Below are 15,776 nucleotides of genomic sequence, written 5' to 3'. Positions count from 1 at the left end.
GGTCGTGACCGCGCTCGACCTGCTGCTCCCGCACGAGGACCTCGGCGACTCCTGGCGGGCCGCGCGCCCGCGGCCGGCCGGGCGGCACCTGGACACCGCGGCGTGCAGCCGCCAGAGCAACCGGGTGCTCGAGGCGGTGGCCCACCACGCGCGGCACGAGGCCGAGCTGGGCGGGTACGTCGCCGAGGCCACCGCCGCCGACCTGCTCCAGCAGGGCCGCAGCGTCCTCGGCGGCCTCGCCGGGATGGCCGCGGCCGACGTGGTGTTCGTCGAGTCCGCGCAGGCGGCGCTCGCGGCCCTGCTCGCGGCCTGGCGGCTGCCCGCCGGCTCCCGGGTGGCCCGGCTGCCCGGCGAGTACGCGCCCAACGCGGCGATGCTGCGCGACGCCGGCCTGCAGACCGTGCCGCTGGCCGTGGACGGCGACGGCCGGGCCGACCTGGCCGCGCTGGAGCGGCTGCTGGCCGGCGACCCGCCGCGGTTCGTGCACCTGACCCACGTGGCCAGCCACCGCGGCGTCGTCCAGCCGGCCGCGGAGGTGGCCGCGCTGTGCCGGGCGCACGGCGTGCCGCTGGTGCTCGACGCCGCGCAGTCGCTCGGGCACCTCGACGTCGACCTCGGCGCCGACGTCGTCTACTCGACCTCCCGCAAGTGGCTGGCCGGGCCCCGCGGGGTGGGGGTGCTGTGCGTGCGGCCGCCGGTGACCGCCGAGCTGCGGCCGGTGCTGCCCGCGCCGGCCGACCTGCCGCCGCTGCGCGCGCTGGAGAGCGGCGAGGCGCACGTGGCCGGCCGCGTCGGGCTGGTGCTGGCCGTCGGGGAGCACCTGGCGGCCGGGCCCGACCGGGTGCGCGCCCGGCTGGCGGCGCTGGGCCGGGTCTCGCGGGAGCTGCTCGACGGCGCGGCGGGCTGGCGGGTGGTCGAGCCCCTCGACGAGCCGACCGCCACCACCACGCTGCGCCCGCCCGACGGCGTCGACGTCGTCGCCACCCGGGCGCGGCTGCTCACCGAGCACGGCATCGTCACCACCGCCGCGCTGCCCGAGCGGGCGCCGGAGGAGATGACCTCACCCGTCCTGCGGGTGTCCCCGCACCTGGACGCCACCGTCGACGACCTCGAGGCCCTCGCCGCCGCCCTCTAGTCGTCCACTTCCGCAGATGTGCACGGTCAGCGGGGCGCCTGCACGCGCTCGGACACCCGTCGGTGGACGGCGAGCTGCGCGTCGAGGCCCGGGTGCACCGGGACGCCGTCCTCGACGACGAACCGCCCGCCGACGACGGTGTGCCGCGCCGCCACCGGCCCGCACCGCAGCCACGCCTCCACCGGGTCCGACAGCGCCCCGGCGAACGCGGGTCCGGTCAGCGGCCACACCGCCAGGTCGCCGCAGGCGCCCACCGACAGCTGCCCGATCTCGCCGGTGCGCCCGAGGCAGGCCGCGCCGCCGCGGGTGGCCAGCTCCAGCGCGTCGCGGGCGCTGAAGGACGCCGCGCCGTGCCGCAGCTTGCCCTGCAGCATCGCGGTGCGGGCCTCCAGCCACAGCGAGGCCGCGTCGGCCGACGCCGACCCGTCCACGCCCAGCCCGACCGGCGCCCCCGCCGCCCGCAGCTCGGCCACCGGGGCCAGCCCGCTGCCCAGCACCATGTTCGACGACGGGCAGTGCGCCGCCCCCACCCGCGCCGCGCCCAGCCGGGCCACCTCGTCGGCGGAGGGCCACACGACGTGCGCCAGCCACGTCCGGTCGGTCATCCAGCCGACGTCGGCGAGGTGGTCGACCGGGCGGCGGCCGAAGCGCTCCAGGCAGAACGCGTCCTCGTCCTGCGTCTCGGCCAGGTGGGTGTGCAGCCGGACGTCGAGCCGCTCGGCGAGCTCCGCGGTCCGCGTCATCAGCGACGTCGACACGCTGAACGGCGAGCACGGCGCCAGCGCGATGCGGGTCAGCGCGTGCGGGGAGCGGTCGTGGTGGGCCGCCACCAGGCGCTCGGACTCGGCGAGCACCTCGTCGTCGTCCTGGACGACGGAGTCCGGCGGCAGCCCGCCGTCCTTCTCCGACAGCGACATCGACCCGCGCGTGAAGTGCGACCGCACCCCCAGGTCCTGCGCGGCCCGCACCTCGGCGCCGATCAGGTCGCCGGCGCCGCGCGGGTGCACGTAGAGGTGGTCGGTGGAGGTGGTGCACCCGGCCAGCGCGAGCTCGGTGAGCCCCACGTAGGCCGACACGTAGGCGGCCTCCTCGTCCAGCCGCGCCCACAGCGGGTAGAGGGTCACCAGCCAGTCGAACAGCCCGCCGGTCAGCGCCGGGGCGTAGGAGCGGGTGAGGTTCTGGTACAGGTGGTGGTGGGTGTTGACCAGCCCCGGCGTCACCAGGCAGCCGCGCGCGTCGACCGCCCGCGCCGCCGCCGGACGCGGGTCGCCCGGCCCGCCCACCCCGCTGACCACCCCGCCGGTGACGGCCACCCAGCCCCCGGCGATCTCGCGGCGGCCGTCGTCGACGGTGGCCACCAGGTCGGCGTCGTGCACCAGCAGGTCGGCAGTCGTCTCCACGGGCGCATCCTGCCCGCCGCGAGGTGCGACCTCCCCGTGACGCGGCGGCGTTACCGTGGCCGTCCCCACACCGCCCGAGGAGTGCCCATGGAGTTCCTGCAGCCCGCGACGTGGGCGGAGGCGCTGGAGGCGAAGGCCGCCTCCCGCGACGCCGTCCCCGTCGCCGGGGGCACCGACGTGATGGTCGCGGTGAACTTCGGCCGGCTGCGCCCGTCGCTGCTCCTCGACCTCACCCGCGTCCCCGAGCTGCAGCAGTGGGACACCGAGGACGGCGTGGTGCGGCTGGGCGCCGGCGTCCCCTACGCCCGGGTGATCACCGAGCTCGGCGACCGGCTGCCCGGCCTGGCGATGGCCGCCCGCACCATCGGCTCGCCGCAGATCCGCAACCGCGGCACCGTCGGCGGCAACCTGGCCACCGCCTCCCCCGCCGGCGACGCCCACCCCGCGCTGCTGGCCGCCGACGCCGAGGTCGAGGTGGCGAGCGTCCGCGGCACCCGTCGCATCCCGGTCACCGGCTTCTACACCGGCGTCAAGCGCTCCGCGCTGGCCGACGACGAGCTGATCGCGGCGATCCGCATCCGCCCGCCGAGCGGCCCGCAGCAGTACAGCAAGATCGGCACCCGCAACGCGATGGTCATCGCCGTCGCCGCCTTCGGCCTGGCGCTGCACCCCGACCGCCGCGCCGTCGGCACCGGCATCGGGTCGGCCGCACCCACCCCGCGCCGGGCCCCGGAGGCCGAGGAGTTCCTCGCCGGCGAGCTCGACGGGCTCTGGGACTCCCGCGGCGAGCTGCCCGCGAGCACCGCCACCCGCTTCGGCGAGCTGGTGTCCGCGGCCGCCGCCCCGATCGACGACGTCCGCGGCACCGCCCGCTACCGCGTCCACGCGCTGTCGGTCATGGCCCGCCGCACCCTCACGTGGGCGTGGGCCGACTACCGGAAGGAGGCGACGACGTGCGCCTGACGTGCACCGTCAACGGCACCGAGCAGCAGGTCGACGACGTCTGGGAGGGCGAGAGCCTGCTCTACGTGCTGCGCGAGCGGATGGGCCTGCCCGGCTCGAAGAACGCCTGCGAGCAGGGCGAGTGCGGCTCGTGCACCGTCTACCTCGACGGGCTGCCGGTCTGCGCCTGCCTGGTCGCCGCCGGGCAGGCGGAGGGCCGCGAGGTCGGCACCGTGGAGGGGCTGGCCGCGCCCGGCGAGCTGCACCCGGTGCAGCAGGCCTTCCTCGACGCCGGCGCCGTCCAGTGCGGCTTCTGCACGCCCGGGCTGCTGGTGGCCACCGACGACCTCCTCGCCCGCGCGCGGGCCGAGGGCCGCACACCGGCCGACGCCGAGATCCGCGAGGCCCTCGCCGGCAACCTGTGCCGCTGCACCGGCTACGAGAAGATCCTCGACGCCGTCCGGCTGGCCGCCGACCGCACGGCGGGGGACGCCCGGTGAGCGCCCCCACCCGCACCCCCAGTGGCGCGCCCGCACACCTCACCGGCCCCGGCAGTGGGCGGGTCGGCGACGACGCCGCGCGCCCCGACGGCGTCCTCAAGGTGCGCGGCGAGTTCGCCTACGGCAGCGACCTGTGGATGGACGACATGCTGTGGGGGGTCACCCTGCGCAGCCCGCACCCCTACGCCCGCATCCGCTCGGTCGACGTCGGCCCGGCGCTGGCCGTCCCCGGCGTGCACGCCGTGCTCACCTCCGACGACGTGCCCGGCTCCAAGACCTACGGCCTGGAGCTCGCCGACCAGCCGGTGCTGGCGGTCGACGTCGTCCGCTACCAGGGCGAGCCGGTGGCGCTGGTCGCCGCCGACCACCCCGAGACCGCCCGCCGGGCCGCGGCGCGGATCGTCGTCGACTACGAGGTGTGGGAGCCGGTCACCGACGCCCGCGAGGCGCTGGGCCACCCCACCTGGAACCAGGTGCACGAGACGGAGGCGCCGGTCACCGAGCTGAGCCGGGAGAGCGCCCACCTGCACCCGCAGGGCAACCTGGTGCGCCACCTGAAGGTGCGCAAGGGCGACCCCCACGCCACCGCCGACGTCGTCGTCACCGGCGAGTACGAGGTCGGCATGCAGGACCAGGCCTTCCTGGGTCCCGAGTCCGGGCTGGCGGTGCCGGCCGAGGACGGCGGCGTGGAGCTGCACGTCGCCACCCAGTGGCTGCACGTCGACCAGCGGCAGGTGTGCGCGGCGCTGGGCCTGCCGCCCGAGCGGGTGCGGCTGACCCTCGCCGGGGTCGGCGGCGCCTTCGGTGGCCGCGAGGACCTCTCGATGCACGTGCACGCCTGCCTGCTGGCGCTGCGCACCGGCAAGCCGGTGAAGATGTCCTACAACCGCGAGGAGTCCTTCTTCGGCCACGTGCACCGGCACCCGGCGACCATGCGCTACGAGCACGGCGCCACCCGCGACGGCGACCTGGTCTACGTGAGGGCGCAGATCCACCTCGACGGCGGCGCCTACGCCTCGAGCACCCCGGCCGTCGTCGGCAACGCCGGGACGATGGGCATCGGCCCCTACGTCGTCCCCAACGTGCACGTCGACTGCTACGGCGCCTACACCAACAACCCGCCGTGCGGCGCGATGCGCGGGTTCGGCTCGGTGCAGACCGCCTTCGCCTACGAGGCGCAGATGGACGCCCTGGCCGCGGAGCTCGGCATGGACCCGGTCGAGCTGCGCTGCCGCAACGCGATGGAGCAGGGCTCGCCGACGCCCACCGGCCAGGTCGTCGACAGCCCGGCGCCGGTGGCCGAGCTGCTGCGCCGGCTGGCGGCCATGCCGCTGCCCGAACCGCCCGGCACCCTCGACCTGCGGGAGGTGCCCGGCGGGGTCTCCAACACCACCCACGGCGAGGGCGTGCGCCGCGGGGTCGGCTACGCGGTGGCCTACAAGAACGTCGCCTTCTCCGAGGGCTTCGACGACCACTCCACCGCCCGCGTGCGGCTGGAGGTGGTCGGTGGCGAGCCGACCGTCACGGTGCACACCGCGGCGGCCGAGGTGGGCCAGGGCCTGGTCACCGTCGAGCAGCAGATCGCCCGCACCGAGCTCGGCGTCGACCGGGTCGTCATCCACCCGAAGGACACCGACGTCGGGTCGGCCGGCTCCACGTCGGCGTCCCGGCAGACCTACGTCACCGGCGGGGCGGTCAAGGCCGCGTGCGAGGCGGTGCGGGCGCGGGTGCTGGAGCGGGCCGCGGGGCTGACCGGCCGGCCGGTGGGCGACCTGCGGCTGTTCGACGGCACCGTCGTGGCGGAGGGCCTGGAGCTGCCGCTGGCCGAGGTGCTCGGCGACGACGCGGTCGAGGAGACCCTCGAGTGGCGGCACCGGCCCACCCAGGCCCTCGACCCGGAGACCGGCCAGGGCTTCGCGCACGTGCAGTACGCCTTCTCCGCGCACCGCGCCGTGGTCGACGTCGACACCGAGCTCGGCCTGCTCAAGGTCGTGGAGATGGCCTGCACCCAGGACGTGGGCAAGGCGATCAACCCGCAGGCGGTGGTCGGCCAGATCCAGGGCGGCACCGCGCAGGGGCTCGGGCTGGCGGTGATGGAGGAGGTCCTGGTGCGCGACGGCCGGGTGCAGAACCCCTCGTTCACCGACTACCTCATCCCCACGGTGCTCGACGTGCCGCCGATGCGGATCGAGGTGCTGGAGTACGCCGACCCGCACGCGCCCTACGGCCTGCGCGGCGTCGGCGAGGCGCCCAACATCTCGTCGGGCCCGGCGGTGCTGGCCGCGATCCGCCAGGCCACCGGCCTGCCGCTGACCCGCGTCCCGGTCCGCCCGGAGCACATCACCGGGACGTGACGAAGGACCCCCTGCCCCCCGCCACTCGCAGGCTCGCGGCGGGACCCTGCAGGGGGCCGAACAGCGCTCAGTCCCGGATCCCGGCGAGCTCGTCCATCGCGGCGAGCACCCGGTCCTGCAGGCCGGTGTCCTCCAGCGCGCGCGGGGTGCGCGCCGGGCGGCGGCCGGCCGTGTAGCCGCCCGGCCAGTCCCCGGCCGCGGCCAGCGCCACCCGCGCACCGCCGTCCTCGACGTCACCGGGCGCGCCCGCGGAGGCCAGCTTGGTGCGCACCCAGCCCGGGTCGACGGCGCCCACGCGCAGGGCGGGCAGGCGGCGGGCCCAGCCGAGCGAGAGGACGACGTCGAGCGCCTTGGAGTCGGCGTACGCGCGCCGCGGCTCGCGGGGCGTGCCGAGGTCGTCCGGGTCGACGCGCCCGGAGCCGACCATGCCGCTGCCGAGGAACACCAGCCGCCCACGCACCCGCTCGTGCACCAGCGCGGTGAGCAGGTGCGGGGCGAGCGCGTTGACGGCGAACGCGATCTCGTGGCCCTGCGCGCTGGGCGCCGCCCCCGCCGACGGCCACACGCCGGCGTTGTGCACGAGGGCGTCCACGTCGCCGAGCCGGTCGGCCAGGGCGCGCACCTCGTCGAGGTCGGCCAGGTCGCCGGTGACCAGCCGGACGTCGCCGAGCCGGCCCAGCTCCTCGGCGACCGGCTCGCCCCGCACCACGCTGCGCGCGTGCAGGACGACGGTGTGCCCGTCGCCGAGCAGCTGCCGTGCGGCCGCCCGGCCGATGCCGTCGGTGGACCCTGTGATCGCGATCGTCGCCACCGACGGCCCCTACCCGCGCGCCGTGGCCTCCCACCGCTGCTGCAGGGCGGCCCGGCCGGCCTCGGTCGGGCGGCCCCACAGCCGCAGCCGGGCCATGCCGCCGTCGGGGAGGACGTCCACCCGCACCGCGGTCACCGCGGCGTCCCCGGGCAGCCGGAACCGGTGGCGGGTGTCGGGCTGCAGCGGCGTCACCGGCAGCAGCTCCACCTCCGTGCCGTCCGCCGTCGTGCCGGTGAGCGAGGCCGCTCCGGGCGCGTTGCCGAGGAACCACGAGGTGTCCAGCTCGGCGAGGGTCACCGTGCCCTCGCAGCCCAGCGTCACCTCGACCCAGTCGTTGCCGTCGTCGCGGCGCCGGGCGTTCTCCCAGCCCTCGCCCATCGAGCGGGCCTCGCCGCGGCCGATCAGCTGGTGCGGGCTGCCGTAGAAGGCGTTGCTCACCCCGGTCACCCGGCCGCCGTTCTCCAGCGCGGCCAGGTCGCACGGGCCGGCGTCGAGCAGCCGCGGGTCGGGCACGACCTCGCCGTGCACCCGCAGCCGGGCGACGCCGCCGTCGGGGTGGATGGACAGCCGCACGTGGGTGACCCGCGGCCCCGGCTCGACGGTGAACCGGTTGGCCGTGCCGCCCGCGAGGTCCGACAGCGGCAGCAGCGGCGCCCAGTCGACGTCGGCCAGGGCGGACGCCGGCGGGTGCCCCTCCACCGAGGCGCCCTCCAGCGACGCTCGCGGCGGGTAGTTGCCGAGGAAGAACGCGGTGTCGACGACGACGGCGTGCACCACGCCCGGCATGCCGAGCCGCACGACCGCCCAGTCGTGCCCGGGCTCGCGGCGGCGGCGGGTCTCCCAGCCGTCGTACTCCTTGCCGCGCGCCCCGAAGTCGTCGCGGGCCCGTGCCGGACCGGGCAGCACGAGGTTCTCCTTGCCGGCGAAGAACTCGTCGTTGGCGGCCACCACGGCGCCGCCCTGCGTGCGGACGGCGAGGTCGGGCAGGTCGAACGGGTCGCTCACGACTCCTCCTCGCTGGCGCTCGTCGGCGTCGTGACCGACAGCGCTGCTGTGTCCGTGCGCGACCTCGCGAGCTCGGTCGCGGGGGTCACTGTCGCACGCCCGGGGTAGGGGTCCCGCGTCTCACGCCCACCCCGAGGAGGACCCGTGTCCGAGCCGACCGACGACCTGCGGGAGCGCGCCCGCCAGCACGTGCAGCAGATGCCCGCCGAGACCGCGCTGGGCAACGCCGATCCCGCCGGCGGCTCCACCGACGACCCGAAGGTCATGGACCAGGCCGCCGAGGAGGAGCGGGACTCCTGACCGTCAGCGGCCCCCTCGGCGCAGCAGCCGGCCGAGGGGGCTGCCGTCGGCCTCCCGCCCGCGCAGCCAGGTCCGCCGGACGACGCCGGTGAGCTCCCGCCCCGCGTAGGGCGTTCCCGGGTTGCGGTGCTCGAGCCGGCCGACCGTGAACCGCTCGTCGGGCGCGAACGCGACCAGGTCGGCGTCCTTCCCCACCGCGATCACGCCCTTGTCCCGGAGCCCCGCCAGCCGCGCCGGCGCCGCCGCCGTCCAGCGCACCACCTCGGCCAGCCCGATCCCCCGCGCCCGTGCCCCGGTCCACACCGCGGGCAGCGTCACCTGCAGGCCCGCGATGCCGCCCCACGCCAGCCCGAAGTCGCCGACGTCGGGCCGCTTGAGCTCGGGCGTGCACGGCGAGTGGTCGCTGACCACCAGGTCGACGTCGCCGGCCGTCAGCGCGGCCCACAGCGCCTCCCGGTGCGCCGCCTCGCGGATCGGCGGGCAGCACTTGTACGCGGTGTCGCCGTCGGGGACGTCCTCGGCGGCGAAGGTCAGGTAGTGCGGGCAGGTCTCCGCGGTGACCCGCACCCCGGACGCCCGGGCGGCGCGCAGCAGCGGCAGCGCGTCGCCGTCGGCCAGGTGGACGACGTGGCTGCGCGCGCCGGTGTCCCGCGTGGCCGCGACCAGCCGGCCGATCGCCGTCTCCTCCGCCGCGGGCGGCCGGGAGGCGAGGAAGGCCGCGTAGCTGGCCCCCGCGGGCTCCGGCGCCGCGTCGATCACCGTGGCGTCCTCGGCGTGCGCGATCAGCAGCCCGTCGAACGCCGCGAGCTCGGCGAGCGCGGCGCGCAGCCCGGCGTCGTCCAGCGGCGGGAACTCCGGGACGCCGGAGTCGAGCAGGAAGCACTTGAACCCGACGACGCCGGCCTCGTGCATGCCCCGCAGCTCGCCGGCGTTGCCCGGTACCGCGCCGCCCCAGAACGCCACGTCGACGGCGACCTGCCCGGCCGCGACCGCCCGCTTGGCCCGCAGCGCCTCGAGCGTGGTAGTGGCCGGCACGGAGTTCAGCGGCATGTCCACGATCGTGGTGATCCCGCCGGCGGCCGCGGCGCGGGTGGCGGTGGCGAACCCCTCCCACTCCGTGCGGCCCGGCTCGTTGACGTGCACGTGGCTGTCGACCAGCCCCGGCAGCAGCACCTCGTCGTCGGCCAGCGTGACCGCGCCGGCCGGGACGTCGTCGAAGCCGGTGACCGCGGTGACCACGCCTCCGTCGGTGTGCACGGCGGCGGCCCGCTCCCCGTCGGGCAGCACCACCCGCCGCGCCCGGACGACGAGGCTCACGCGACCGCCTCCACCGCGCGCACCACGGTGTGCAGCTCGGCGCCCCACGCGGTGGCCACCCAGCCGTTCTCCAGCGGCAGGCGGACGGCGTCCTCGGCGGTGCGCACCCCGGCAGCCTGCCCCACGTGCACGGTGGACGCCCAGGCGCGCGGCGCGACCGGCGGCAGCCAGGCCGGCGCCCCCGGCCCCAGGCCGACGGTCGTGTGCAGCAGCGGTCGCCCGCCGACGACCACGCGCGTCGTGCCGGTCCACCGGCCGGGCTCCTCGCCGGTGCGGCCGAGCAGCACCTGCTCGGTGGCGGTGAGGACGGCGCCGGGCGCCAGCGTGGCCGTCACCGAGGCCCGGTGGTCGGCGCGGGCGGTCACCACGGTGGGCTCCGGCCGCAGGTCGAGCTCCCCGGCCACCTCGGCGACCACCCGTTGCGCCGAGGGCCGGTCGCCGGCGCGGTCGGGCAGCGCGATGGCGGCCGCGACCGTGCGGACCGCCAGCGTGGCGCCCTCCTCGACCACCAGCCGGATCTCGGCGTCGTCGCCACCGAGCGGGCCGAACGCCGTCGCCACCAGGTGGACCGTGGACGGACCGGTCCGGCGCACCGCCAGCTGCCCGCAGCTGCGGACCACCGGCAGCACGGTGCGCCCGCCGGGCCCCCGCCGCGCGACGACCTCGACCCGGGTGATCACGCGGCCGCGCGCACCCTGATCCGTTCGCGCACCCACGCGGCCACCTCGGTGGCGGCCGGGTCCTCGCGCAGCGAGATCAACAGAGTCGGCTTGTCCCCCCGGACGAGGGCCGAGTCGCGCCGCATGACGTCGAGGTCGGCGCCCACCAGCGGCGCGAGGTCGGTCTTGTTCACCACCAGCAGGTCGCTCGCGGTGACCCCGGGCCCGCCCTTGCGCGGCACCTTGTCCCCGCCGGCGACGTCGACGACGAACACCTGCACGTCGACCAGCCCGTAGCTGAAGCTCGCCGTCAGGTTGTCGCCCCCGGACTCGACGAGCACCAGCTCCAGCCCGGGGTGGCGGGCCTCGAGCAGCTCGACGGCGTCGAGGTTGGCGGTGATGTCGTCGCGGATGGCGGTGTGCGGGCAGCAGCCGGTCTGCACCGCCTCGATCCGGTCGTCGGGGAGGACGGCGTGGCGGCGCAGGAAGTCGGCGTCCTCGGTCGTGTAGATGTCGTTGGTGACGACGGCGAGGTCGTACTCGCCGCCCAGCGTGCGGCACAACGCCGCGGCCAGCGCGGTCTTGCCCGAGCCGACCGGGCCGCCCAGGCCGACGCGCAGCGGCCCGCCGTGCCGGTGCGGGGCCTCCGCGTCGACGTAGTCCTGCAGGTCGTGGTCAGGTGGCACGTGCGCTCCCGGTGGTGGTCATGACGCGAAGAACCTGCCCTTCCGTACGACGTGCACCTCGGCGAGCAGGTCGAGGAGCGGGTCGGTGTCGGCGGGCAGCCCCTCCCGGACCGCCGCGTCGGCGACGGCGTCGATCTCCGGGGCCAGCCGCGCGGTGACGGCGGCGACGGTGAGCGGGTCCATCGCGAGCAGCCGCTGCGCCGCCGTCGCCGGGCCGCTGACCGACAGGTAGGCCGCGGCTGCGGCGGCGTCGCGGGGCGTCAGCCCACCGGCGGCCGCGGCGACACCGAGCGCGACCGGGTGGTGCGGTGCGGCCGGCAGCGCGTCCCACGGCGGCGAGGGCCAGGCGCGGCGGCCCACCCGCACCAGCCCGCGCCCCTGCTGCCGGGACGCGGCCCGCAGCGCCGGCGACGGCGTCCGCGCGTCGGCCTCCGCGTCCAGTGCCAGGAGCGCAGCGACGAGTCCCGACGAGGACGGGGCCGGAGGCTCCTCCGAGGAGGGGCTGGTCGGGCTCGGCGCCACCGGGGACGGCACCTGGCCGCGGTGTCGTCCGGAGGACGACAGTGTCGTCGCGGCCGCCGCGAGCCCGGCCGCCACGGCACCGGCGGTCTGCAGCCGGCGGAGCAGGAAGGCCGCCAGGGACGCCGGGTCGCGCACGAGCCCGGCCGCGACCGCCTGCTCCACCCCGCCGGAGTGCGCGTGCCCACCCGCGGGGAGCCGCGAGTCGGCCAGCGTCAGCAGGGAGGCCGTCATCAGAACAGGAAGTACCGCTGCGCCATCGGCAGCTCGCGCACGGGCTCGGGCTCCCACACCTCGCCGTCCACGGTCACCGTGAAGGTGTCCGGGTCGACGCGGATCTCCGGCAGCGCGGTGTTCTCCGGCAGGTCGGCCTTGGTCAACCGGGTGGTGTCGGTGACCGCGGCCAGCCGCCGGTCGACGGCGAGGCGGTCCGCGAGTCCCGCCTCCAGCGCGGCGGGCGCGACGAAGTGCAGCGACGTCCGCGCCGGCACCTTCCCGTACGCGCCGAACATCGGCCGCGGCAGCACCGGCTGCGGCGTCGGGATGGAGGCGTTCGCGTCGCCCATCTGCGCCCACGCGACCATGCCGCCCTTGAGCACCGCGTGCGGGCGGACGCCGAAGAACCGCGGGTCCCACAGCACCAGGTCGGCGAGCTTGCCCGGCTCCACCGAGCCCACCTCGGCGTCGATGCCGTGCGCCACCGCCGGGCAGATCGTGTACTTGGCGACGTAGCGGCGGGCGCGCAGGTTGTCCGCGGCGCCGTCGCCGGCCAGGGACCCGCGCTTGCCCTTCATCACGTGCGCCGTCTGCCAGGTGCGCAGCACGACCTCGCCCACCCGGCCCATCGCCTGGGCGTCGGAGCCGATCATCGAGATGGCGCCGAGGTCGTGCAGCAGGTCCTCGGCGGCGATCGTCGTCGGCCGGATCCGGCTCTCCGCGAAGGCCAGGTCCTCCGGCACCGAAGAATCCAGGTGGTGGCAGACCACCAGCATGTCGAGGTGCTCGTCGAGGGTGTTCACCGTGTGCGGGCGGGTCGGGTTCGTGCTGCTGGGGAGCACGTTCGGGTGCCCGGCGACGGTGATGATGTCCGGCGCGTGACCGCCCCCGGCGCCCTCGGTGTGGTACGCGTGGATGCTCCGCCCGGCGATGGCGGCGAGGGTGTCCTCGACGAAGCCGGTCTCGTTGAGGGTGTCCGAGTGCAGGGCCACCGGGACCCCGTGCCGCCCGGCGACCGTGAGACAGACGTCGATCGCCGCGGGCGTCGAGCCCCAGTCCTCGTGCAGCTTGAAGCCGCTCGCCCCGCCGCGGAGCTGCTCCTCCATCGACTCCTGCGAGACGGTGTTGCCCTTGCCCAGCAGCGCGACGTTCACCGGGAACGCGTCCATGGCCTCGAGCACGCGGGCCAGGTACCAGTCGCCCGGGGTGATCGTGGTGGCCTTCGAGCCCTCCGCCGGGCCGGTGCCGCCGCCGATGAGGGTGGTGACCCCGGAGCCGAGCGCCGTGGGGACGATCTGCGGGCAGATGAGGTGGACGTGGCAGTCGATGCCGCCGGCGGTGAGGATCCTGCCGTTGCCGGCCATCACCTCGGTGCCCGGGCCGATCACCAGGTCGGGGTGGACGCCGTCCATCGTGTCGGGGTTGCCGGCCTTGCCCAGCGCCACGATCCGCCCGTCGCGGACGCCGACGTCGGCCTTGACGACGCCCCAGTGGTCCAGGACGACCGCGCCGGTGATCACCAGGTCGGGCGCGCCCTGGGCGCGGGTGGCGCGCCCCTGGCCCATCGACTCGCGGATCACCTTGCCGCCGCCGAACACCGCCTCCTCGCCGGCCCGGCCGGGGCCGCCGCAGCGGTCCTCCTCGACCTCGATCAGCAGGTCGGTGTCGGCCAGCCGGACCCGGTCGCCGGTGGTGGGGCCGTACAGCTGGGCGTAGCGCTCGCGGGACAGCTGCACCACTAGCGCAGGCCTCCTTCGGCGGTGAGGCCCGGGACGACGCGGGCGCCGGCCAGCGGCACGAGCATCACCGTGCGGGTGATGCCGGGCTCGAAGCGGACGGCGGTCCCGGCGGCGACGTCGAGCCGGTGCCCGCGGGCGGCCGCCCGGTCGAAGGCCAGCGCCCGGTTGGTCTGCGCGAAGTGGACGTGCGAGCCCACCTGCACCGGCCGGTCGCCGGTGTTGGTCACCTCGAGCTCGGCCCGCGGCACGCCCTCCCGGGTCTCGATCGTCCCCTCCGCGGGGATCACCTCGCCGGGGATCACGGGATCGGTTGGTGGACGGTCACGAGCTTGGTCCCGTCGGGGAAGGTCGCCTCCACCTGCACCTCCTCCAGCAGCTCGGGGACGCCGTCCATCACGTCGTCGCGGGTGAGCACCGTGCGCCCGGACTGCATGAGCTCGGCGACCAGCACGCCGTCGCGGGCGCCCTCGAGCACGTGGTCGGTGACGATCGCCGTCGCCTCGGGCAGGTTCAGCCGCAGTCCCCGCGCGCGCCGTCGTCGTGCCAGCTCGGCGGCGTAGGACAGCAGCAGCCGTTCCTGCTCGTGCGGGGAGAGGTGCACGCGTGGTCCTCCGGGGGTCAGCGGAGCCCGACGCTATGCGCCGGATGTGTCACGGCGGTTACCGGAGCGGCCGGAAGAACTCCCGGACGTCGGCCACCAGCTCCGCCGGGCGCTCCAGGGCGGCGAAGTGACCGCCGCTGTCGTGTTCGCGCCAAGCGCGCAGGTCGGTGAGCTGGCGCTGCACCCAGGCGCGGGGCGGCTGGAAGATCTCGTGCGGGAACATCGAGACACCCGTCGGCACCCCGACCTGCGGCTCGCGCTCCTGCGGTGCCCGCGCCATCTCCCAGTACATCCGCGCCGACGACGTCGCCGTCCGCGTGAACCAGTAGACGGAGACGTCGTCGAGCAGGCGGTCGATGCCGAGGGCGGTCACCGGGTCCCCGTCGCAGTCGGTCCAGGCGGCGAACTTCTCGAGGATCCAGGCGGCCTGACCGACCGGCGAGTCGGTGAGCCCGTAGCCGAGGGTCTGCGGCCGGGTCCGGTGCTGCTGGCTGTAGGAGGAGCCCTCGGTACGGAAGGTGCGCAGCCGGTCCAGCGCGTGCTGCTCGCGCTCGTCGAACTGCGTCTGCCCCTCCGGGGGGCCGGTCACCACCATGTTGAGGTGCACGCCGACGAGCCGGTCGGGGTGGCGGGCACCCAGGTTGGCCGACACGAAGGAGCCGATGTCCCCGCCCTGCGCGCCGAATCGCTCGTACCCGAGCCGGCTCATGAGCTCGGCCCAGGCGTCGGCGGTGCGCGCCGGCCCCCAGCCCGGGGTGGTCGGCTTCCCGCTCCACCCGTAACCGGGCAGCGACGGGACGACGACGGAGAAGGCGTCGCGGGGGTCCTCGGGGTCGGTGAGCGGCCCCAGGACGTCGAGGAACTCGAGGACCGAACCCGGCCAGCCGTGGGTCAGCACCAGCGGCAGCGCGCCCTCGTGCGGGGACCGCACGTGCAGGAAGTGGACGGACAGGCCGTCGACCACCGTGGTCGCCTGCGGCACCGCGTTCAGCCGGGACTGGACGACGGTCCAGTCGTAGTCCTCCGCCCAGTAGCGGCAGACCTCGCGCAGCCAGGCCACCGGGACGCCCTGCGACCAGTCGTCGACGGTCGCCGGCTCCGGCCAGCGCGCGGCACGCAGCCGGCGTCGCAGGTCCGCGATGTCGTCCTGCGGCACGTCGACGGTGAAGGGCCTGACGGCGTCGTCCACGGCGTCACCGTAGCGACGCGGCCGTCACCCGGGACAGTGCACGGGGTGGAGGAATGCGGAAGGGCCTCCACCGTGTGGTGGAGGCCCTTCCGGAAATGGTTGTCCGGCGGTGTCCTACTCTCCCACCCCGTTCCCGGGGCAGTACCATCGGCGCTGAGAGGCTTAGCTTCCGGGTTCGGAATGGGACCGGGCGTTTCCCTCTCGCCATGACCGCCGTAACACTGTGAACATGTACCCACACCGGCCCCGCCGAGGCCTGCTCGGAGGGTGGGTTGGGTGCGTTCAGAACCGCACAGTGGACGCGAGACTTCTTCTTGGTTGCTTGACGGGTGGGGATGTGTGGTCAAGCCCTCGGCCTGTTAGTACCGGTCAGCTCCACACCTCGCGGTGCTTCCACTTCCGG

At 76.1% G+C, this 15,776-nt stretch carries 16 protein-coding genes and 1 rRNA gene; 5 read left to right on the top strand and 12 right to left on the bottom strand.

Annotation, left to right across the window (positions count from 1 at the left end; genetic code table 11):
* Nucleotides 1-4: 4 nt before the first annotated feature.
* Complete coding sequence (gene egtE / locus BLQ97_RS05310; protein WP_091364048.1) at nt 5-1,135, top strand: ergothioneine biosynthesis PLP-dependent enzyme EgtE; 1,131 nt, start codon at nt 5-7, stop codon at nt 1,133-1,135.
* A gap of 26 nt (nt 1,136-1,161) precedes the next feature.
* On the opposite strand, the gene BLQ97_RS05305 is transcribed toward egtE, so the two are convergent.
* Complete coding sequence (locus tag BLQ97_RS05305) at nt 1,162-2,535, bottom strand: 8-oxoguanine deaminase (RefSeq protein ID WP_091364046.1); 1,374 nt, start codon at nt 2,533-2,535, stop codon at nt 1,162-1,164.
* Between the two features lie 87 nt (nt 2,536-2,622).
* On the opposite strand from BLQ97_RS05305, the gene BLQ97_RS05300 reads away from it, so the two are divergent.
* From BLQ97_RS05300 to pucD, 3 genes are read left to right on the top strand one after another with little or no spacing between them, the layout of a single operon-like run.
* On the top strand, nt 2,623-3,498 hold the full coding sequence (locus BLQ97_RS05300; protein ID WP_091364044.1) for an FAD binding domain-containing protein: 876 nt from the start codon (nt 2,623-2,625) through the stop codon (nt 3,496-3,498).
* Entirely contained in the window at nt 3,489-3,977 is a 489-nt protein-coding gene (locus BLQ97_RS05295; protein ID WP_091364043.1) for a (2Fe-2S)-binding protein, read from the top strand. Before BLQ97_RS05300 ends, BLQ97_RS05295 begins: the two co-directional genes overlap by 10 nt.
* Entirely contained in the window at nt 3,974-6,331 is a 2,358-nt protein-coding gene (gene pucD, locus BLQ97_RS05290) for a xanthine dehydrogenase subunit D (RefSeq protein ID WP_091364041.1), read from the top strand. The genes BLQ97_RS05295 and pucD overlap by 4 nt, the downstream gene beginning before the upstream one ends.
* Before the next feature lie 67 nt (nt 6,332-6,398).
* Here the strand turns inward: pucD and BLQ97_RS05285 are convergent, their stop codons facing one another.
* The gene (locus BLQ97_RS05285) at nt 6,399-7,142 is read right to left on the bottom strand and encodes an SDR family NAD(P)-dependent oxidoreductase (protein ID WP_091364039.1); all 744 of its coding nucleotides are present in this window, start codon (nt 7,140-7,142) and stop codon (nt 6,399-6,401) included.
* A 9-nt stretch (nt 7,143-7,151) separates the two neighbouring features.
* Nucleotides 7,152-8,147, bottom strand: a complete 996-nt coding sequence (gene alc / locus BLQ97_RS05280) for an allantoicase (RefSeq protein ID WP_091364038.1) — start codon at nt 8,145-8,147, stop codon at nt 7,152-7,154.
* Between the two features lie 144 nt (nt 8,148-8,291).
* Between alc and BLQ97_RS23230 the strand changes: the two genes are divergently transcribed.
* Nucleotides 8,292-8,447, top strand: a complete 156-nt coding sequence (locus BLQ97_RS23230; protein WP_175471601.1) for a hypothetical protein — start codon at nt 8,292-8,294, stop codon at nt 8,445-8,447.
* Between the two features lie 3 nt (nt 8,448-8,450).
* Here the strand turns inward: BLQ97_RS23230 and allB are convergent, their stop codons facing one another.
* The 9 genes from allB to rrf form a co-directional block, all read right to left on the bottom strand.
* The gene (gene allB, locus BLQ97_RS05275; RefSeq protein ID WP_091364036.1) at nt 8,451-9,764 is read right to left on the bottom strand and encodes an allantoinase AllB; all 1,314 of its coding nucleotides are present in this window, start codon (nt 9,762-9,764) and stop codon (nt 8,451-8,453) included.
* Entirely contained in the window at nt 9,761-10,444 is a 684-nt protein-coding gene (locus BLQ97_RS05270) for an urease accessory protein UreD (protein ID WP_091364034.1), read from the bottom strand. The genes allB and BLQ97_RS05270 overlap by 4 nt, the downstream gene beginning before the upstream one ends.
* The gene (gene ureG / locus BLQ97_RS05265) at nt 10,441-11,109 is read right to left on the bottom strand and encodes an urease accessory protein UreG (protein ID WP_091364033.1); all 669 of its coding nucleotides are present in this window, start codon (nt 11,107-11,109) and stop codon (nt 10,441-10,443) included. Before ureG ends, BLQ97_RS05270 begins: the two co-directional genes overlap by 4 nt.
* Before the next feature lie 18 nt (nt 11,110-11,127).
* Nucleotides 11,128-11,862, bottom strand: a complete 735-nt coding sequence (locus tag BLQ97_RS05260) for an urease accessory protein UreF (RefSeq protein ID WP_091364031.1) — start codon at nt 11,860-11,862, stop codon at nt 11,128-11,130.
* The gene (locus BLQ97_RS05255) at nt 11,862-13,583 is read right to left on the bottom strand and encodes an urease subunit alpha (protein ID WP_091364029.1); all 1,722 of its coding nucleotides are present in this window, start codon (nt 13,581-13,583) and stop codon (nt 11,862-11,864) included. Before BLQ97_RS05255 ends, BLQ97_RS05260 begins: the two co-directional genes overlap by 1 nt.
* Complete coding sequence (locus BLQ97_RS05250) at nt 13,583-13,885, bottom strand: urease subunit beta (protein ID WP_091364028.1); 303 nt, start codon at nt 13,883-13,885, stop codon at nt 13,583-13,585. The genes BLQ97_RS05255 and BLQ97_RS05250 overlap by 1 nt, the downstream gene beginning before the upstream one ends.
* Entirely contained in the window at nt 13,882-14,184 is a 303-nt protein-coding gene (locus BLQ97_RS05245; protein ID WP_091364026.1) for an urease subunit gamma, read from the bottom strand. The genes BLQ97_RS05250 and BLQ97_RS05245 overlap by 4 nt, the downstream gene beginning before the upstream one ends.
* Before the next feature lie 58 nt (nt 14,185-14,242).
* Nucleotides 14,243-15,373, bottom strand: a complete 1,131-nt coding sequence (locus BLQ97_RS05240) for an epoxide hydrolase family protein (protein ID WP_091364024.1) — start codon at nt 15,371-15,373, stop codon at nt 14,243-14,245.
* Between the two features lie 101 nt (nt 15,374-15,474).
* Nucleotides 15,475-15,591 (bottom strand): 5S ribosomal RNA (rrf, locus tag BLQ97_RS05235).
* Nucleotides 15,592-15,776 lie beyond the last annotated feature (185 nt).

Source organism: Geodermatophilus telluris (assembly GCF_900102745.1).
GTDB lineage: Bacteria > Actinomycetota > Actinomycetes > Mycobacteriales > Geodermatophilaceae > Geodermatophilus > Geodermatophilus telluris.
This window is presented reverse-complemented; position numbering and strand designations above follow the sequence as displayed.

Bases quoted from the DNA above. Each gene is read 5' to 3' on its own strand.
- BLQ97_RS05300 (WP_091364044.1), top strand. From the start codon at position 2,623: ATGGAGTTCCTGCAGCCCGCGACGTGGGCGGAGGCGCTGGAGGCGAAG.
- BLQ97_RS05260 (WP_091364031.1), bottom strand. From the start codon at position 11,862: ATGACGGCCTCCCTGCTGACGCTGGCCGACTCGCGGCTCCCCGCGGGT.